This window comes from Bacillus sp. AFS029637, from assembly GCF_002584985.1.
GTDB lineage: Bacteria > Bacillota > Bacilli > Bacillales > Bacillaceae_G > Bacillus_A.
The window spans coordinates 1-19,359 of sequence record NZ_NUPZ01000045.1 but is presented as its reverse complement, the minus strand read 5'-3'; the positions used below and the strand labels follow the sequence as shown (position 1 = coordinate 19,359).

Genomic DNA, 19,359 nt, shown 5'->3' with positions numbered 1-19,359 from the left:
TTCGTTAGCTATCAAAAGTAGCGATAAACCGAGAAGCCCCCACTTTGGGGTAAGCTCGTAAGAGATACTAAGTGGTGGGTAGTTCACGGAGAAACGATAATATATTATTCGTTTTTGATGAAACCAAGCTTATCAATTATATGTAAGTGAAAATGAAATTGTTAAACACGTATCTATCAGCAAATCGAAAGCATGTCAAATTAGGGATTTTTTTAATTATAGGCAAATACACATACAAAGTGATAATTGTCCTACATAAATTATAAAGGAAAGGTAGTTTGACTATGAGGAAAGGAGTGGCACATTGGGATGGGGATATCCCGATAGTAATTGTGAATGGAGTTATGGAGGACTTTGTGCTAAAAGGCTGTAGGATGTATTTTGAATTTGAAATATTGTTTTTCTATTTATTTTAGCAAGTGACGGTATTAATCGAAAAAAGAGCGTCGTGCCGAACTGATTAGTGTGGTTAATCGGTTCTTTTTTTATTGTATAAAAAGCAAGATATCATATGTTAAATGTTAGTTGTTATAAAAAGAATTGTTATACATTTCGTGAAGTTAAGTGTCGAAATTTGTTTAAAAATATGCAGTGTAAAGTAGGATAATAGGAAGGAGTTTAAAGGGAGTACTGTCGAAGTTTACACAATGTCGGTATTTGAGGGAAGCTGACATTATGTTAATAAAGTATTTGGCATAACACTAATTTTATATAAGGGAGGGTTATTTGAGCGGATATAAAGGATTAGTCTTCATTTTCAGTTCTGAATTTTCTGTTTTTAAAATATTTTTTAGCACTCATTTGTATATTTTATAATAGTTTTTTGATAAATTCACTGCTTTTGCAGAGGATTCTTTTTTATGAAAGAAACGTCAATTTTCTTCATATATATATACAAATTGGAGAAATGGGGGAGCGCTATGCGCGATTACTTAATTAAACCACTTGTTGGTCAGCCGTATCCAATGATTTCACATGGAAAAGGTGTCTATTTGTATGATCAGAACGGAAATAAATATTTTGATGGTTCTTCAGGAGCAATTACGGCAGGGATTGGGCATGGTGTAAAGGAGATTGCAGACGTTATTAAAAAGCAAGCAGAGGAGATTGCTTTCGTTTATAGATCACAGTTTACGAGTGAGCCGGCTGAAAAATTAGCGAAGAAGTTAAGCGATTTAAGTGTAGGAGATTTGAACTGGAGCTTTTTTGTGAATAGTGGTACGGAAGCAAATGAAACAGCTATGAAAATCGCGATTCAGCATTTTCAGGAACGCGGTATTCAAGGTAAACATAAAATTATGTCACGATGGATGAGCTATCACGGTATTACGATGGGTGCTTTATCAATGTCTGGGCATCCTTTGCGCAGACAACGTTTCGTATCTATTTTGGAAGATTATCCAACTATTCCAGCTCCATATTGTTTCAGGTGCCCGATGCAAAAGGTATATCCAACTTGTCAGCTTGCTTGTGCAACTGAGCTAGAAAGATCAATTGAAAGAATTGGTGCAGAGCATATTGCAGCTTTTATCGCTGAACCGATTATCGGAGCAGCTGGAGGGGCGGTTGTTCCGCCGAAAGAATATTATAAAGTGATTAAAGATATTTGTAGTCATTATGATATTTTATTTATTGCAGATGAAGTAATGACTGGGCTTGGTCGTACTGGTGCATGGTTTGCAATGGAGCATTGGGGCGTAGAACCGGATATTATGACACTTGGTAAAGGATTAGGAGCTGGATATACACCGATGGCAGCGACTGTTGTAAGTGACCGTGTTATGGAGCCGATATTACGTGGATCACGTTCTGTTATGAGTGGGCATACGTTAAGTGCAAATCCATTGTCTGCGGCAACGGCACTAGCTGTTATTGAATATATGGAGAAACATAATTTACCTGAAAAAACAGCAGAAAAGGGAGAGTATTTAATAAAAGGATTACAGAAAGTTCAGCAACAATCGACAATCATTGCTGATGTGCGCGGAAAAGGGTTGCTGATTGGAATAGAATTGCAACCGTTTACAAAAGCGTCTGAACTTATTTCGGTTGCAGCTAAAAATGGACTTCTTTTATACCAAGCTGTTTCAGGGCAAGCAGGAAAAGAAGATAGTGCACTGCTTGTAGCACCGCCAATGACAACTACATATTCCGAGTTAGATGAATTACTTTCAATTTTTTCTAAAAGTGTAGAAGAGATGATGCAAAAAGGAGGGCATAGTATCGCATGACAACTATTACAAATACGTTCGATAAATTAAAAGAAATAGATGAAGTAATTTCTTTGTTCCACGATGATATGACATTAATGTTTGGGGGATTTGGGGGGATTGGATCCCCTCCATCTTTAATACAGGCTATTTTAGAAAAGGGAGTTACAAATTTAAATTTAATAGGAAATGACACGGGATTTCCTGATGTAGGAATCGGTCGTCTTGTTACGAATGAAAGAGTAAAATCATTAATTACTTCTCATATTGGCTCAAACCCGAATGCAGGAAGACAGTTAAACGAAGGAAGATTACAAATAGAGTTTTCTCCTCAGGGAACATTAGCAGAGCGTATTCGCGCTGGAGGCGTTGGGCTTGGTGGAGTTTTAGTTGATGTTGGTTTGGATACGATTGTAGAAGAGGGAAAGCGAACAGTTGAAATGAACGGTAAGACTTATTTAGTTGAAACAGCATTAACTGCTGAAGTTTCGATTGTTTATGCGAAAAAGGCGGATCCATTTGGTAATCTTGTATTCGATAAAAGTGCGCGAAATATGAATCCTCACGTAGCTATGGCAGGGGATATAACAATTGTAGAGGCCGAAGAAATTGTTCCACTTGGGAGTTTAGATCCAGAGGAAATCGTAGTTCCAGGTGTATTCGTAAATTATATCGTGCCATCGGAAGGAGTGAATTGGAAATGGGTATGGGCGTAGAAGTGAGAGATAAGATTGCTAAGCGTGCCGCGAAAGAAATACAAAATGGTATGATCGTAAATTTAGGTATTGGAATTCCGTCGCTAGTACCGAATCATTTACCAGAAGATATAAACGTCATGTTTCATGCGGAAAATGGAATCGTTGGTATGGGGCCTACGCCAAGTAAAGGAAATGAAGACGAAAATTTATGTAACGCAGCAGGTTTACCGACTTCCCTTATTACAGGAGCAAGTTATTTTGATAGCTGCACAGCGTTTGGGATGATACGAAAAGGTTTACTAGACATAACAATTCTTGGTTCATTACAAGTAAGTGAAAATGGTGACTTAGCAAACTGGATTGTACCAGGGAAACGTGTTCCGGGTATTGGGGGAGCGATGGATTTAGCACAAAAAGCGAAGCGTGTCGTTGTTGTGATGAATCATGTTGATAAGTATGGAAATGCAAAAATTGTTTCAGAGTGTACATTGCCGTTAACTTCAAAGAAATGTGTAGATTTAATTATTACGGATATGGCGGTAATGGAAGTGACTTCAAATGGACTTGTTTTACAAGAATTAATGAGCCCATACACAGTGGAAGATATAAAACGACATACGGAAGCTGATTTTCAAATTGGCTCGAATTTACTAGTAATTGAATGAGGGGAGATGTAATATATGGAGCAATTAAAAAAGCAGGTTTGCGATTATATTGAGAGTCATGAAGAGGAAAGTGTGAAATTTTTAAAGAGATTAATTCAAGAAAAAAGCGTATCTGGTGATGAAAGTGGTGCACAGGCAATTGTGATTGAAAAGCTACGTGAGTTAGGTTTAGATCTTGATATTTGGGAGCCTTCTTTTTCTAAAATGAAAGATCATCCTTATTTTGTATCACCACGTACAAGCTTTTCAGACAGCCCAAACATTGTGGCTACTTTAAAAGGAAGCGGCGATGGGAAATCTATGATACTAAATGGGCATATAGATGTAGTTCCAGAAGGAGATGTGAATCAATGGGATCATCATCCTTATAGTGGTGAGAAAATAGGAAATCGTATATACGGTCGTGGAACGACGGATATGAAAGGCGGAAATGTCGCACTTATGCTTGCGATGGAAGCGATTATTGAATCGCGTATTGAATTAAAAGGAGACATCTATTTTCAAAGTGTAATAGAAGAAGAAAGTGGCGGGGCAGGAACATTAGCGACTATATTGCGAGGATATAAGGCAGATGGTGTTATTATTCCAGAACCGACCAATATGAAGTTTTTCCCGAAACAACAAGGGTCCATGTGGTTTCGTCTCCATGTGAAAGGAAAAGCAGCACATGGTGGAACGCGTTATGAAGGTGTAAGTGCAATTGAAAAAAGTATGTTCGTTGTGGATCATTTGAGAAAATTAGAAGAAAAGAGAAATAGTCGAATTACAGATCCATTATTTAATGGGATTCCGATTCCAATCCCAATTAACATAGGGAAAATTGAAGGTGGTAGTTGGCCAAGTTCTGTTCCTGATTCGTTAATTTTAGAAGGAAGATGCGGTATTGCGCCGAATGAGACTATAGAGGCAGCAAAAGAAGAGTTTGAGAGTTGGATCGCTGAATTACATAATACGGACAATTGGTTTGTAGAAAATCCAGTAGAAGTAGAATGGTTTGGAGCGCGATGGGTTCCTGGTGAGCTAGAAGAAAATCATGAGCTGATTACAACACTTCAGCATAACTTTGTTGAGATTGAAGGGAACGATCCAATTATAGAAGCATCTCCGTGGGGGACTGATGGAGGTTTATTTACACAGATCGCTAACGTACCAACGATAGTGTTTGGACCAGGAGAGACGAAAGTAGCGCATTATCCAAATGAATATATAGAAGTTGATAAAATGATTGCTGCCGCAAAAATTATTGCATGTACATTACTAGATTGGTGTGAGGTGAAAAAATGAAATACTATGAATCTTTTAAAGAACAGACGAATTACTATACAGTAGAAGGTGTTTTAGATTTTTTTAATAAACGTATTCGAGTAGATCACTATACAGGAAATGTTGAGAGTATTATACAAACTATTGACGAACTAGCAGAGAAACATTCTTTCACTAAATGTATTATAAAAGGAAAGGGAGAGCATGTTTCAACATGGCTCTCTTTCGGTTTCTTATTGGAAGCTACAATACCTCATTATTTTCAAGGTCATGATGCGTACTTCTTAGTGAAGTTTAATAATGATGAAAGACGAAATAGTATTCATTGGTCTGAGGAAGATACCATTTTAAGTGGTGTAAAAGCAAAAGAGGTTACGGAAAAAATAGTCCCAAAGGAATTTCTGTTAAGAAAAGCGACAGAAGCGGATGCGGAAGAGTTAGCGGCTGTCTTTGGAAAAGTATTTGAAGTGTATCCGACACCTTTAAATGAAGCGAGTTATGTATTACAGACGATGAAAGAAGACGACACAATTTACTACGTGTATGAATGTGAAGGGAAAATCATTAGTACAGCGTCTGCAGAAATGAATGTGAAGGAAGGAAATGCAGAATTAACGAATTGTGCTACTTTACCGGAATATCGTAAACATGGGTTTATGAAAAGTTTATTAATTAAGTTAGAGGAAGAGCTTCAAGAAAAATCTATTTTCTGTTCCTATACAATTGCTCGCTCGCTTTCTTTCGGAATGAATGCGGCCTTTCATCAGTTAGGTTATACGTATACAGGAAGACTCGCGAATAACTGCTACATTTTTGATAAGTTGGAAGATATGAATATATGGGTGAAAGATTTATCTAATCATAAATAGGTGAAAGAAACATAGGTAAGTATTATAAAAATAATAGGACGGAATCGTCATGCTTATAATCGCACAGAGGGATGCCGAAAATCCGGCGCTTAATTTGCTGAATTTTCGGCAAAAGGAGGGATGACATTGCTAGCAGTTTCGACACAAGAAGTCATTGAAGCGATTTTGGGCAGTATTGATGAGGCTATACACGCAGTAGATGAAAATGGGATTACGATTTTTTATAATACAGTCGCTGCAAAGCATGATGGATCAAAAATTGAAAAAGTATTAGGTAAGCATTTGCTAGAAGCGTTTCCTTCTCTATCTAGGGAAACAAGTACATTGATGAAAGTATTAGATACGAAAAAACCAATTGTACATCAAGTACAGCACTATCAAAACTTAAATGGGGAAGATGTTTGTACAGTAAATACGACGTTACCTATTTTTATAGATGGAAATATTGCTGGTGCTGTTGAAATTGCAAAGGACTATTCTACAATTCAACAACTTACTGATACAATTGTCGATTTACAGTCAAAAATAAAGCGCTCATCTAGCAAAAAAGCGGTGAAAAAGCATGTTGCCTTTGAGACGATAGTGACTAATGATGCTCGATTTAAACAGACGAAAGAATTAGCACAAAAAGTAGCGCCAACTGATGCAAACGTTTTAATATATGGGGAAACGGGAACAGGGAAAGAGCTATTTGTACAAGCGATTCATGAAGCTTCTAAACGGAAGAACAAGCCATTTATCGCACAAAACTGCGCAGCATTACCAGAATCGCTATTAGAAAGCTTATTGTTTGGAACGACAAAAGGAAGCTATACAGGTGCAATTGAAAGAGCAGGACTATTTGAACTTGTGGATGGAGGGACATTATTTCTAGATGAACTGAATTCAATGCCACTTGATTTACAAGCGAAAATGCTTCGTGTATTAGAAGATGGTGTTATTCGTCGTATAGGTGATAATAAGACGAGAAAAGTAGATGTTCGCGTCATTACTGCTATGAACCAACCTCCAGAAATATGTTTAAGAGAGAATAAAATTCGAACTGATTTATATTATAGATTAAATGTCTTTTCGTTATATATCCCGCCGTTACGCGAAAGAACCGAGGATGTCGTATTATTAGCTACTTATTTTTTGAAAGAATATAATAAAAGTTATAAAAAAGGTGTACTTCAAATGGATAAGGAAGCGAAAGAAATACTACAAGCTTATCAATGGCCTGGAAATGTTCGTGAGTTAAAACATACGATTGAACATGCTGTCATTATCGCAGAAGGGAATACATTAAAACCCAATTGTTTGCCGCGTACATTTCGGAAAGAGAATCTTCCAAAGAAGAAGAGCATTTTACCACTTAGAGAAGCGCTTCATCAAACGGAAAAGGAATTAATAGATCAAGCGTTAATTGAAACGGAAGGGAATATATTACAAGCTGCCAAAATGTTAGGCATCCCTCGTCAAACGCTTCAATATAAACTGAGCAAGTACGACAAAACCGCCGAATAATCGGCGGTTTTTGTGTGTTTGCACCAATAAAAGAGCGTTTACATATATAAAATGTAATGAATATGATAGTATGTATCGATTTAGTATAGTACTTAAAAATATTTTTTCTCTTATGTAATAGGATTCTCCGCACATTTACTTATCAACAATATAAAGTTGGCATAACTATTGCTTATATAAAGGATGAGCGTATAAAAAGGGGGAATAGCAATGTTACATGATGTATACAAACCAAATCGTCACTGGAAGGATATCGAATTATGGAAGGATGTTACTGAAGAGCAATGGAATGATTGGGTTTGGCAATTAACGAATACGATCAAAACGTTAGATGACTTAAAGAAAGTGATTAACTTAACACCTGAAGAAGAAGAGGGCGTTAAAATTTCAACGAAAACGATCCCGTTAAACATTACACCGTATTATGCTTGGCTAATGAATCCTGATGATCCACGCTGTCCGATTCGGATGCAATCAGTACCGATTTCGGAGGAGTTATATAAAACGAAATATGATTTAGAAGATCCGCTTCATGAAGATGAAGATTCACCAGTTCCAGGGTTAACGCATCGTTATCCAGACCGCGTACTATTTTTAGTAACGAATCAATGTTCGATGTATTGTCGTTACTGTACACGCCGTCGTTTTAGTGGACAAATTGGAATGGGTGTACCGAAGAAACAATTAGACGATGCGATTGGTTACATTCGTGATACACCACAAGTACGAGATGTATTAATCTCTGGTGGTGACGGTCTTCTAATTAACGATAAAATTTTAGAATATGTATTAAAAAGTTTACGAGAGATTCCGCATGTCGAGATTATTCGTATCGGAACGAGAGCACCGGTTGTATTCCCGCAGCGTATTACAGAGAATTTATGTAATATTATTAAAAAATACCATCCAGTATGGTTAAATACGCACTTTAATACTTCTATTGAAATTACAGAAGAATCGAAAAAAGCATGTGAAATGCTAGCAAATGCTGGTGTTCCAATCGGAAACCAAGCAGTAATTTTAGCTGGTATTAACGACAGCGTTCCGATTATGAAAAAGCTTATGCATGATTTAGTAAAAATCCGTGTGCGCCCATACTACATTTATCAATGTGACTTATCTGAAGGTATCGGCCACTTCCGTGCACCAGTATCTAAAGGGCTTGAAATTATTGAAGGTTTACGCGGACATACATCTGGTTATGCGGTTCCGACATTCGTTGTCGATGCACCAGGTGGTGGCGGTAAAATTGCGCTTCAACCAAACTATTTAATCTCACAAAGTGCAGATAAAGTTGTACTTCGTAACTTCGAAGGTGTTATTACAACGTATCCAGAGCCAGAGAGCTACATTCCAGGAAGAGCAGAAGGATACTTTAAAGAAATTTATCCAAACTACGAAGAAAAACGTTCAGATGTTGGTATCGCAGGTCTTATGAGTGATAAGAAATTTAACCTTGTTCCAGACGATTTACAGCGTATGAGCCGTCGTAAAGACTATGAAGATAATGACACGCATGCATCTTTAAAAGATAAACGTGATAAGCGCGACCAATTAAAAGATAAAAAGTATCAAGCGCAAATGGCTAAATTAGAAGAAAACGACAAAAAAACTGAGGGTGATGCAGTATGAATTGTATGTGGTGTGACAGTACAGAAGCGAAAGAAAGCTTGAATACTGTATATTGGGAACTACCAGATGGTACGAAAGCCATTGAAATCCAAGAGACACCATGTATTTCTTGTTCCTCATGTGGAATGGACTATCAATCAGATCACACAGTAAAAGAAATTGAAGATCAGTTGTTTTTAATTTATACGAAAGATTTGCCGAAACAACTAACATATGAAGAATTAATGGGAAGACCACGTTTATTAAAAAGGAATTATTTCGACTTTTAACCAGCTTTTATGCTGGTTTTTTTCTTTTTTGCCTTGTATAATGTACCCAAGTTAGAAAGGTAGGGAATACGTTTGAAAAAGACATTTTACCATTATATGATGAAGCATCGTGCAGCTTTATTTAGAAATGAAATTTCAGATTTAGCAGAGGCAATGTATGATGATTTAAGTTTTCCGAAGCAATCTGAAGACTATGATGAAATTAGTTCGTACTTAGAGTTAAGTGGAATGTTAGCCAGTATGTCTATATTTGATGAAGCTTGGGATTTATACATACAAGATAGATAAAAACTATATGAATTTTTTTGACAAGAAGCTAGTCTATTTACTAGCTTTTTTACGTTGTAAATAAATTTTTATGTGTTGCTATTTTTTATTGAAAAAATTTATGAATATAAGCTTCTGTGATAAGCGTTTTTATGTAGGTTGCATATACTGTTATCAAAATCACGACGTCAAAAAAAGGAGAGATAGAGATGGCAAGAAAAAAACAACCTAAATACAACGTAGGGGACATAGTCGTGATTACGCTATATGGAACCGTTGGGAAAATCACAAATATGAAAGTTTTAGATGGAGTTTACGTATACGAAGTAAATAATCACGATGGGTTTTACGTAGAACAAACATTGCAGCACGTTTCAGAACAAGAAATGAAAAAGGGCGACACAGAGTGGATTGAATTAAATTATAATTTCACATTTGGTGATCTCGTGCAAGTAACAGGATATGATAAAGATGTTTTCCGTATTGTCGGTTTTCGAACAGAAGTATGGAGATATAAAAATGACGCATGGGAAGATACAATATATGAATTGTCACGAATTACAGATGGTGAATGGTTAGAAGCGGATGAATCAGATTTAACATTACTTGCCAATGCTCAAACGGCAAATGCAATTTTGAAGAAAATGAAACAAGATAAAGCTGGTATGAATAAATTAGATTTAGGAAAATTAAAGTCAATTAACAACTCGAAAAAAGTGAGTGTTAAGACGAATCGTCAAGAAATCATTGATGGATTACTTGATATTTATAACGATTATCAATTGTTATTTGATACATTTAAAGATGAAGAATATAAAATTGTAATGGATGTTGTTCATAATTATTTAGTTAAATTGACAGAGAAAAAATAGTTAACTAGAAAGAGAGAATAAATTGAACAACAACATATGCAGTATAAGGTATGCCTACAATTATTAAAAAAATAAAAAGCCATTTAATAAGAGAGTCTGCCCATTGATCTTCATGCATGAACTCTTCTTTTGTTTGCTCTACTTCATATTGATATTCCATTCTTATTTCCCCCTTTGGATAGCTTGTACTACCATCGTATGCACCTTGTCCGAATGATATGACCTATAAAAAAATAAAAACTATTTTTCTAATCTCATATACATAATTTTGAGATTTTTTCATAAAACAGAAATAAAGGAGTGATGCTCATGAAGGAAATTGAAGTCGTAATTGATACGGAAGAGATTGCGGAGTTTTTTTATGAGCAACTAATTGAACGAGGATACGTCCCAAAACGAGAAGAAATTGAAGATCTCGCAGATATTACATTCGAGTATTTATTAGAGAAATGTATGATTGATGAAGTTTTTGATGAAGAGGATGAGTGAAAGTAACGGCGGGCTTAACTCGTCGTTTTTTACTCTTTACAAACTTGTCACAAACATAGTCGACAATTGTTGGTATAATTAAAAGAAATTTACTCAAGAGGTGAAGGGATGTTCAAAAAAATTATTGATTCTATATTAGGAAAGAAAAGATATCGTTCGTATTCGAGTAGTGATTATCGTCATAGAGGGCGCTCTTATTCAAGTAGCGATTATAAACGACATTCATCTGATTATGGGCATCATCATTATAAAAGAAAACGTAAAAGCCGTAGCTTCTTTTCAAGTAGCTGATGAAATGGCGTCGTGTACTAGCTTTATTTGATAGACCACTGCGAAAAAATACAATTGTTGCAGAACGTTATAAAATTGAATCAGTAATTGGAATGGGTAGTTATGGGGTTACATATGTCGTTAATGATTTACAAATAAATAGATATAAAGTCTTAAAGCAATTAAGACGAAGTAAACAAAGATATGAGTCTGGTAGAAAATCATTTGAACAAGAGAAAATGATTTTACAAACATTAAATCATCATGCAATTCCTAGTCTATATGATTATTTCGTATGGGAGAAAAAGAGCTTTTTCGTAATGGAATATATGCCTGGTAAAAATTTCGAAGATTATATTTTTTTAGATGGACATATATATACAGAACGTGAAGTTTTTGAAATTTTATACGAAATATTAGAAATTGTTTCGGTGTTTCATAGTAAAGGCATTATTCACAGGGATTTACGTATTCCGAATATATTAATGAAAGAAAAACAGGTTAGTATTATTGATTTTGGATTGGCTAAATATAAAGGGGAGGGGGATGAGCGAGCTACAACTTATGAAGGTGAACAAGCTTTAATGCGAGAAGTTCATTTTCGAAGTGATTTTTATGCTCTTGGTCATTTCTCTTTATTTTTATTATATGCAGGTTATGAATCTACTGAAAAAAACGAAAAACCATGGTATGAAGAGTTAATTTTGGAAAATTATAATCGCGAAATACTCATGCGAATGTTACAAATAAAATCACCGTACTATGAGAATGTACACGATTTAAAAAAAGATATAGCTTTTGCTTTAGAAAGGATGGAGGATTCATGTTTCAAAAGTTTTTAGCAAGCGTTGGTATTGGTAGTGCAAAAGTAGATACTATTCTTGAAAAAGATGAGTATATTGTTGGAGAAGAGATAGTAGGTAAGGTGCATATAACTGGTGGTTCAGTTAGCCAACAAATTGAAAGCATTTACTTAACGTTATCGACTTCGTATGTACGAGAAGTCGATGATAAAAAAGTAACGGCAACGTACGATTTAGAGCGAGTTCGTTTAACAGAACCTTTTTCGGTAGAGCCGAATGAAAAGATGGAAATTCCTTTTGCATATAAAATGCCAGTGGAAGCTCCACTTACACTCGGAATGAAAACAGTTTGGGTGCATACGGGTCTTGATATTAAACGTAGTATTGACCCAAGTGACCGTGACTACATTCAAGTGTTGCCGAACGCACTGTTAAGTAGTGTATTAGATAGTGTAAATCAATTAGGCTTTAAAGCACGTCATATAGAATGTGAAGAATTACCGTATCGATTACGTAAGCAAGTTCCATTCGCGCAAGAATTTGAGTTTATTCCGGTTTCCGGAGAGTATTATGGGAAGTTAGATGAGTTAGAATTATTAATCTTGCCAAGTGCTTACGACCGCCTAGAAATTGTTATGGAAGTAGATAGAAAATCTCGTGGATTAGCTGGACTATTTGCAGAAGCGCTTGATCTTGATGAGAAAATTATTCGCTTAACAGTAACGAATGAAGATATTCCAACGATGAAGCAAAAAATTAACAATTATCTTTATTAATAATCTATGCATAAAAAAGAAATGGAGTGGGAAACTAAAACAACCGCTCCATTTTTTTGCATAGTGAGGTTATGTATGTGAAACGATATCGACATTTATACTTGTTAAGCTGTACTTTACTTATTTGTTTTGTCGCACTATCACTTTCGTATCATACCGCTTGTATTGAAAAATTTGATGATGTAGTTGCACACTTTATTCAAAGCTTTCGAAACGATTACTTGACAGCCTATTTTACTTGGGTGTCTTTTATCGGTTCCAAAAGAATATATTTCCCGATACTCATTATACTTGTAATGTATTTTCTCGTTAGAAAAAAGTTGCTTAGTGCATTACTTCTAACAATTAATTATTACGGATCTCGTTATTTGAACAGTATGCTTAAACTATGGTACGAACGAGCAAGACCAGATGTAACGCAGCTTGTTACTGCAACTGGATATAGTTTTCCGAGCGGTCATACGATGAATGCTACTGCTTTTTTAGGATTTATTGCATACGTCACAATTACAGAAGAGCGTATTACACTGCATAAAAAATTGTTGATTATTTTTATAGCAAGCTTTGTTGTATTATCTATTTCAGTTAGCCGAATATATCTTGGCGTTCACTATCCATCTGACATATTAGCAGGATGGGCAGCTGGCGGTAGTTGGCTCGTTTTATGTGTTATATTTCATAAAGCGTTCATTAAAAAAGAACCTATGTCAAAATAGGTTCTTTTTCCATTGGTTCAACATGAATATGAGCATGGTAAATTCCAAATTTTTTTCGCAACATAGCCTCGATGTTGTCAGTAATACAGTGACTTTCACCAACATCCATACGAGCATCTACCTCGATTGTAATATCAACGTACGTTTGATTCCCATACATACGAGCGCGAATATCAACGATGTTTTCCACGCCACCAATATGTTCAATAGCATCAGCATATTCTTCCATTTTATCAGGATCAATTCCATCCGTTAACATATGGGAAGCTTCTACGAAAATCTCCCATGCAGTTTTACAAATAATAAGGCCGACAATTAAAGCGGCAATAGGATCTAAAATAGGCATTTGGAACTGTGAACCGACAATACCTACTACTGTACCAATACTTACGAGAGCATCTGATAAATTATCCTTCGCAGCGGCTTCTAATGACTTACTTTTTGTTCGCGCTGCAATCTTTTTCGTATACAAATATACAAAGTACATAACGACAGCAGAAAATAAAGCAACCCACGCAGCGAGTACATTAGGCGCAGCTTGTTTCGGATTTAAGAAAGATTGAATGGCACTAATAACAACTTCTAATCCGACTGTTGCCATAATAAAAGAAGCAACAAGTGATGCGATTTGTTCTGCACGTGAATGCCCATATGGATGATCTGGGTCACGAGGTTTACGAGAAATTTTTAGACCAATTAATATCGCCAAAGAAGCACCGATATCCGTTAAGTTATTTAAACCGTCAGCACGTAATGCACTAGAGAGGGTAATATAACTGATGATGATTTTCATAGAGGATAAAAATATGTAGGCCATAATGCTGACAATAGCACCTTTATCAGCTTCTTTATGAGAAAGAGTATCCATTATAATCACTCACCTTTCTTTAAAGGAATTTCTTTCTATAAATAGAGTATCAAACGAAACTCGTGTGGGTCTATACAAACATTGTTGACGTTTTATAGCTTTTTAAGAAGAGGATAACAAAGTTTCGTGAAGGAAAAATATGTTGTAAAGTGCAAAGCGATAGTTGGTACACTATGTATCAGCATTTAAGTATGGAGAGAGGTATATAGATGAAATCCCGAATCCTTTCTTTACTATGTATTTTTTTCATAATGACTGGATGTAATACTATAAATGAAAAATACCTATCCTTTGGAGGAGAGGGGAAAAGTATCATCATTCTCATTTTCCATGAAGAAACAGCGTAGTGTACAAATGAAGAATTAAAAAAGATACTACGAAGAATCGTTGTGAAAATAAATGAAAAACCTCTGAAAATTATTCAGAGGTTTTTTGCATCTTAGTATGCTTCTAAAAACTCAGTAACTTGCTCTTCAGTTTTTGCATTAGCGCTATGTAAGTGTCCTAGCTTCTCACCATTTTGATATACAAGTAAACTTGGAATACCCATTACTTGATACTCTTCAGCAATACTTGGGAACTCATCTTTATTAATAGAATACCATTCAAATTTATTGAACTCTTCCATTACATCTCCGATAAAGTTGTCCATACGCACGCAATCTGGGCACCACGTTGTAAAAAACTTAACAACTACTGGCTCCTCGCTTGCGATGATGTCTTTGAATTCTTGTTCAGATTTGATTTCTTTCATGTTTTTGACTCCTCTCAATGTCACACGGATAAGCTAGTATTTTTATGCAAAATCCGTAATTGTAAAATCTTCGACAGTTTTTTCTTGTAGGCCTGGTACGACATGTGAGTAGGTAACTAATGTAATGCCTACTCTTTTATGTTCTAATTGTTCACTGACAATCTTAGAGTGGATACCTTGTTTCAACATTAAGGTTGTATAGGCATGCCTTAGATCGCGGAACTAAATATCAGGAACCTCACTTTTCTTTATAAGCTTTTTCTGGAGCTGTGTCAAACTTCTGAAATTGCAGGGTTGCTATTATAAGCAGGGCAAAACCAGCAATCTCTTTCCGAAAGAGGTTTTTGGCTCTGTGTATGGATATGAATTTTTGGCCTACACGATTCAAAAGATATCGTAGTGGATATTAGGGAGGCTCAAAAAGTAAATTTGTCGCGTGTATTATTTGAAAGGGAAAATCCTGAGACATGGGCTTTCAGAAGAGAAACCAGAAGAAATCAGCAACCATAACAAGTGTTTTACTTAACATTAATATATTTTAAGTTTTTGATAAAAACGAATTAAAGTATAGGGGAATTAAATTATATTGTGGTTAGGATGTCTTATAGGTTATTTAGCGGTTACAGTTTCCGCTACACAAAATAGGAGAATTGAATAAAGCAGAGAGACGTTGGTATCAAATTAACTTTATTAAGGAATCAACAAAGAAGGAAGCAGCGCAACTGAAAGAGATAAAGAATGGTGGGAAGAAAGCCCAATAAAGTTTGGATTTTGTACAGAAATGGGGAATGGAAAATGATCTTTGTCAAAAAAGAAACTATGTACACTTATCAAATGACGTTGACAGATAAGCTGGTTTTAACGGGAATTTTAGTAACTTTTCATGAGAAGGGCGAGTTAAAAGTAAATGACAAACAAAGCGAAGAGTATATCAAGAATTAACTTTATGCGATGAGAGATTAAAACAAAAGCGTTATTTGATTACATGGTATATAAACAAAGAAGAGCCTGATATGGCTCTCAGGCTCTTCCCTCAATAGCAAAGAGTAAGTCTTTTAATTACTCTTCTACTACATAATACACAAAATTTATATGGATGTGTAGAGCAAGAAATTCCAATATAACTATCCGAATATAGTGTTTAAAATAATATTCTAGATTTTTAAATAAGGAATTAAATTACAAATGTTGATGTAGTGCGTTATAGAAACTCATTTATATAAAGTTATAGCTAATAAAGTGATATTGAGATAATAAAATATGAAATATTGCATATCGAATTGTGGAACGAGAAAAAGTGAAAATGGCAATTGAATAAAAATGCTATTTGCGTAGAAAGGAGAAACGGGTATGTAAATTGATTTATTTCACGAAATTGTAGTCGATAACTTCGCGGGCGGTGGCGGAGCGAGTACAGAAATTGAAATGGCGACGGGTTTAAGTGTTGATATAGCAATTAATCATGATCCAGCAGCTATTGCGATGCATAAGGTTAATCAACCAGATACAGAACATTACTGCGAAAGCGTTTGGGATGATGATCCTTCAGAAGCGGTTAAGGGGAGAAAGGTAGGTCTTGCCTGGTTCTCCCCAGACTGCAAACATTTTTCGAAAGCAAAAGGCGGTAAACCAGTTGAAAAGAAAATAAGAGGATTAGCATGGATTGCTGTTAAGTGGGCAATAGCTGTAAAACCACGTGTAATTATGTTGGAAGTAATGATAATAAAGGTGCAGCTAGAATAGGAGGGTTATTATTAAGACTCCCTATCACACTATTTGCTGCTTTTTATATTTTGGGTTAAAAAACAAACGAACATAACGAAAGAAAAAAGCAAGAATCAAATGATTCCTGCTTCATGGAGAGCTCGGATGAATTCCGCAATAGCGAAAATAAGCTCAGGTGATAAGTTGTTGTTCGATTGTTGTTGAGTTTCTGTTTTCATCGTAAAATCCCTTTCTACTTTGCGTTACACGGGTATATACAAACTAGAAGAAGGTTCTCCACGAAAACTGAACAAAAACAGAAGTTTTTTGGAAATAAGATTCATTTAGTAATTAGCGATGAGGTGGTAGATATGAACAACTAACAATTCCAAAATAAAATAGCAGTGGCCAAAAGAGACTTAGAAATGACCGATGAGCAATTATCCCGTCATTTGAAGGTCTTTTTTGCGTATTACATGAAAATCGTGAAAGGTAAGGTGATTTTTCCGGTGATTAAGCGTAAAGCATTTCTTACATGTATTGACGGATTGTATAAAAGGTGTGGGATGAAATCGCAATTACTACATTTTATTCCATATATAACAAAGCTGGTTAGCTTCTGATTCAAGTGCTATTAAATGCTCATTATTAATAGAGTTATTCGTAAACATTCTGTTCTTTTGGATGTTAAGGACTGTATAATTCACATCGTTATGTTCATTATTAAATGTTGATTCATTTAATAATGTTAGTGTTGAGTTGATGTTGTATTTATCAATTCGCTCTCTTTTTCCTTTGAAAAATAGTTTAATAAGATGCGGCTCATCATTAATAAACAAACCGAGTTCAGGTGATGAGCGAACGATTAAATCATCTGATATCCAATGTGATTTACCTGGATCGAACCAAGAGATGTCTTTGTTTTTAATAAATTTTTTGTACTGTTTTATGACATCAATGTAGTTTTGCTTTTTCTTCTGATCAACTGTTTGCACTAATGTTTCGAAACATTCAAAAGGTAGTTCATTTTGATGGAATTTAATAACAGTTTCTCGTAAGTGTTTCCAGTAATCAAAAACTGGTTGGTATTCAGGTTGAGATTTTAGATTTTTTACAAAGGTTGTTTTAGCTGCACTACTTTTCAGTGTGAAGTCTAAAAATTGTGTAAGGCTCACTTTAATTTCTGCCATAGTACACTCCCTTTCCGAATTTTACTAATTTGATAATAGGAAGGAAATCCTTCCTAAAAGAGCAGCTAGCAAAAGCTAACTGCTCCACTCATGGAATATTGAGTTTTATCCCGCTATTTGCCGGGCAGTAAGACCCCCATCTCAAAATTCAGCGAAAGCAAAGAAGTTAGGGGGTGGTCGGGCTGCCCGTAAAAGCCCGATTGGTGAAGGCTAATAATCAGTGAGGGATGCACAAAACCCTCACTGATTCAAGTGTCACTTTATAAAAGTCGGGATAAAATATCTTTGATTAATCCTGAAGCCCCAATGAGGAGTATCGATAGAAAAACAATTGATAATATACTTTTTTTCGGTTTTTTAAACTCTAGGTATAAGTTAATAATTGCACCAATTGCAACAATAATAAAAATAACGAGTCTTAATGTATCTGTCATAAATAACACCCCTATAAATTACTTAATTGTATTATAAAGGGGTTTTTCTTGTGGTTAGGTTGTTTGAGCAAGATTTAAGGTAACTTTAAACGAAAAATTGTATGAAAGAAGATATGTGAAAAAGAGATGGTGTAGAACTCAAGTTTTTAAACTGAAAATAGGAGTTTGCCTTAAACATTAATTGCAATCAAGAATATTTATAACAATATGAATAAAGAAATAGGTCCAATTTTTGTAATGGTGGAGGGGATTATTGTGGACATAACTCAAAGTGTGGTAAGAATAGTGGTTAATGGGAAAGACCTTCCGTTCACTTCAGTTCAAACCTCTGCATGGAATCATGGACCTGTAAATGATTTAATCGTCTCGACGAATCAGAGAGTGAATGAGCTTTATCAATTCATGTGGTCACAAGTACCGACTACGCTCTCGGTATATTTTCTTCAAGGGGCGGACTTAATGAGATTCGTTAGAGTTGCTGGAATTGATGAACGTGTAACGGGAGAATATATATATCATTTCATTTGGGGATAAGAAGAATTCAAAGTAGCCTGAGAGCTGCTTTTTTATTTTGTCATTTGAAGAAAATGTAGTCAAAAAAGTGTCCCCCAATTGTTAAAGAGTGTGTAACAATTGAGGGCACTTCAATATAGGAAGGGTTTTTCATTTTTTATGAAACTTGCACTATTGTTAATGTAGCGCCAGCACTTCCAGGTAATAAAGTAGCGGCGCCGAGTAATCCGAACAATTGTAATTTTATAGTACTTGCTGCTGCTAACGATACTATAATTGTATTATTAAACTGGCTAGCTGAAAGTATTGGAGTAATTGTAGAAGCTGTATTAGCCGAACCATTAATAATTAATCGTGTACTTAGTAATAGAGCAGCGGTTAAATTGACTCCATAGGTAATTAAATAACGACCAGCATTAGGAACGGTGAAAATAGTATTTGTACCATCAACTGTAATACCACCAGATAAAGTTTGATCACTAGGAAGAGGTACATCAGTTCCAAGTACAATTACACCGATTAGTGCGCCGGTAGTATTAGCGGCGAAACTTGATACATTTGTAGTACTAGTCCCAGTAGATCCGGTAGCCC

At 35.4% G+C, this 19,359-nt stretch carries 23 protein-coding genes and 2 pseudogenes; 18 read left to right on the top strand and 7 right to left on the bottom strand.

The features are described from left to right. Positions 1 to 920: 920 nt before the first annotated feature. From COE49_RS24870 to COE49_RS24825, 10 genes are all read left to right on the top strand, one after another. Positions 921 to 2,231, top strand: coding sequence for an aspartate aminotransferase family protein (locus COE49_RS24870; RefSeq protein ID WP_098253372.1), 1,311 nt, complete (start codon positions 921 to 923; stop codon positions 2,229 to 2,231). Continuing rightward, positions 2,228 to 2,926: an acetate CoA-transferase subunit alpha gene (gene atoD, locus COE49_RS24865; protein WP_088230350.1), complete on the top strand. Its 699-nt coding sequence runs from the start codon at positions 2,228 to 2,230 to the stop codon at positions 2,924 to 2,926. The genes COE49_RS24870 and atoD overlap by 4 nt, the downstream gene beginning before the upstream one ends. Then, entirely contained in the window at positions 2,911 to 3,573 is a 663-nt protein-coding gene (locus COE49_RS24860; protein ID WP_088230349.1) for a CoA transferase subunit B, read from the top strand. Before atoD ends, COE49_RS24860 begins: the two co-directional genes overlap by 16 nt. Positions 3,574 to 3,588: 15 nt before the next feature. After that, the gene (locus COE49_RS24855; protein ID WP_088230348.1) at positions 3,589 to 4,857 is read left to right on the top strand and encodes a peptidase; all 1,269 of its coding nucleotides are present in this window, start codon (positions 3,589 to 3,591) and stop codon (positions 4,855 to 4,857) included. Continuing rightward, positions 4,854 to 5,705, top strand: coding sequence for a putative beta-lysine N-acetyltransferase (gene ablB / locus COE49_RS24850; RefSeq protein WP_088230347.1), 852 nt, complete (start codon positions 4,854 to 4,856; stop codon positions 5,703 to 5,705). Before COE49_RS24855 ends, ablB begins: the two co-directional genes overlap by 4 nt. Before the next feature lie 120 nt (positions 5,706 to 5,825). Further along, positions 5,826 to 7,211: an arginine utilization transcriptional regulator RocR gene (gene rocR, locus COE49_RS24845; protein WP_098946140.1), complete on the top strand. Its 1,386-nt coding sequence runs from the start codon at positions 5,826 to 5,828 to the stop codon at positions 7,209 to 7,211. Positions 7,212 to 7,421: 210 nt separating this feature from the next. Next, positions 7,422 to 8,843 carry a lysine 2,3-aminomutase gene (kamA, locus tag COE49_RS24840; RefSeq protein ID WP_088230345.1) on the top strand — a complete coding sequence of 474 codons (1,422 nt, stop codon included), beginning with the start codon at positions 7,422 to 7,424 and terminating at the stop codon, positions 8,841 to 8,843. Further along, positions 8,840 to 9,112: a YokU family protein gene (locus COE49_RS24835; RefSeq protein WP_000995763.1), complete on the top strand. Its 273-nt coding sequence runs from the start codon at positions 8,840 to 8,842 to the stop codon at positions 9,110 to 9,112. Before kamA ends, COE49_RS24835 begins: the two co-directional genes overlap by 4 nt. 72 nt (positions 9,113 to 9,184) lie before the next feature. After that, on the top strand, positions 9,185 to 9,400 hold the full coding sequence (locus tag COE49_RS24830; RefSeq protein WP_088230344.1) for a YozE family protein: 216 nt from the start codon (positions 9,185 to 9,187) through the stop codon (positions 9,398 to 9,400). 188 nt (positions 9,401 to 9,588) lie between these two features. Beyond that, a complete protein-coding gene (locus tag COE49_RS24825; protein WP_000101497.1) occupies positions 9,589 to 10,251 on the top strand; it encodes a hypothetical protein in 663 nt (220 codons plus the stop codon). Positions 10,252 to 10,255: 4 nt separating this feature from the next. Here COE49_RS24825 and COE49_RS24820 read toward each other — a convergent pair whose 3' ends face one another. Continuing rightward, entirely contained in the window at positions 10,256 to 10,411 is a 156-nt protein-coding gene (locus tag COE49_RS24820; protein ID WP_002018281.1) for a DUF3930 family protein, read from the bottom strand. A 149-nt stretch (positions 10,412 to 10,560) separates the two neighbouring features. Between COE49_RS24820 and COE49_RS24815 the strand changes: the two genes are divergently transcribed. The 5 genes from COE49_RS24815 to COE49_RS24795 all read left to right on the top strand — a co-directional run bounded on the left by COE49_RS24815 (position 10,561) and on the right by COE49_RS24795 (position 13,305). Beyond that, a complete protein-coding gene (locus COE49_RS24815; RefSeq protein ID WP_000658451.1) occupies positions 10,561 to 10,740 on the top strand; it encodes a YozD family protein in 180 nt (59 codons plus the stop codon). 108 nt (positions 10,741 to 10,848) lie between these two features. Beyond that, a complete protein-coding gene (locus COE49_RS24810; RefSeq protein WP_088230343.1) occupies positions 10,849 to 11,031 on the top strand; it encodes a hypothetical protein in 183 nt (60 codons plus the stop codon). Further along, positions 11,031 to 11,852: a serine/threonine protein kinase gene (locus COE49_RS24805; RefSeq protein WP_088230342.1), complete on the top strand. Its 822-nt coding sequence runs from the start codon at positions 11,031 to 11,033 to the stop codon at positions 11,850 to 11,852. Before COE49_RS24810 ends, COE49_RS24805 begins: the two co-directional genes overlap by 1 nt. After that, a complete protein-coding gene (locus tag COE49_RS24800; RefSeq protein ID WP_098946139.1) occupies positions 11,834 to 12,589 on the top strand; it encodes a sporulation protein in 756 nt (251 codons plus the stop codon). The genes COE49_RS24805 and COE49_RS24800 overlap by 19 nt, the downstream gene beginning before the upstream one ends. Before the next feature lie 77 nt (positions 12,590 to 12,666). Next, positions 12,667 to 13,305 (top strand): phosphatase PAP2 family protein, encoded by a 639-nt coding sequence (locus COE49_RS24795; protein WP_140417333.1) that lies wholly within the window; start codon positions 12,667 to 12,669, stop codon positions 13,303 to 13,305. Here the strand turns inward: COE49_RS24795 and COE49_RS24790 are convergent. The 3 genes and pseudogenes from COE49_RS24790 to COE49_RS24780 all read right to left on the bottom strand — a co-directional run. Further along, positions 13,292 to 14,173 (bottom strand): cation diffusion facilitator family transporter, encoded by an 882-nt coding sequence (locus tag COE49_RS24790; protein ID WP_140417332.1) that lies wholly within the window; start codon positions 14,171 to 14,173, stop codon positions 13,292 to 13,294. The two genes, COE49_RS24795 and COE49_RS24790, sit on opposite strands and share 14 nt — an antisense overlap. A 439-nt stretch (positions 14,174 to 14,612) precedes the next feature. After that, positions 14,613 to 14,927: a thioredoxin family protein gene (locus COE49_RS24785; RefSeq protein WP_000658777.1), complete on the bottom strand. Its 315-nt coding sequence runs from the start codon at positions 14,925 to 14,927 to the stop codon at positions 14,613 to 14,615. Between the two features lie 42 nt (positions 14,928 to 14,969). After that, positions 14,970 to 15,241, bottom strand: a pseudogene (locus COE49_RS24780) (tyrosine-type recombinase/integrase); the annotation flags it as partial. 424 nt (positions 15,242 to 15,665) lie between these two features. Here COE49_RS24780 and COE49_RS24775 point away from each other — a divergent pair. Both COE49_RS24775 and COE49_RS24770 read left to right on the top strand, forming a co-directional pair. Next, entirely contained in the window at positions 15,666 to 15,869 is a 204-nt protein-coding gene (locus COE49_RS24775; protein ID WP_088230339.1) for a hypothetical protein, read from the top strand. A 414-nt stretch (positions 15,870 to 16,283) separates the two neighbouring features. Continuing rightward, positions 16,284 to 16,640: pseudogene (locus COE49_RS24770) on the top strand (DNA cytosine methyltransferase); the annotation flags it as partial. 572 nt (positions 16,641 to 17,212) lie between these two features. On the opposite strand, the gene COE49_RS24765 reads toward COE49_RS24770, so the two are convergent. Both COE49_RS24765 and COE49_RS27750 read right to left on the bottom strand, forming a co-directional pair. Further along, a complete protein-coding gene (locus COE49_RS24765; RefSeq protein WP_088230338.1) occupies positions 17,213 to 17,821 on the bottom strand; it encodes a hypothetical protein in 609 nt (202 codons plus the stop codon). Between the two features lie 260 nt (positions 17,822 to 18,081). Beyond that, entirely contained in the window at positions 18,082 to 18,255 is a 174-nt protein-coding gene (locus COE49_RS27750; RefSeq protein ID WP_088230337.1) for a hypothetical protein, read from the bottom strand. 237 nt (positions 18,256 to 18,492) lie between these two features. Here COE49_RS27750 and COE49_RS24755 point away from each other — a divergent pair, with 237 nt between their 5' ends. After that, positions 18,493 to 18,789, top strand: a complete 297-nt coding sequence (locus COE49_RS24755; protein ID WP_088230618.1) for a hypothetical protein — start codon at positions 18,493 to 18,495, stop codon at positions 18,787 to 18,789. 136 nt (positions 18,790 to 18,925) lie between these two features. Here the strand turns inward: COE49_RS24755 and COE49_RS27745 are convergent. After that, on the bottom strand, positions 18,926 to 19,359 hold a 434-nt coding region (locus COE49_RS27745; protein WP_441296459.1), incomplete at its 5' end, for a BclA C-terminal domain-containing protein.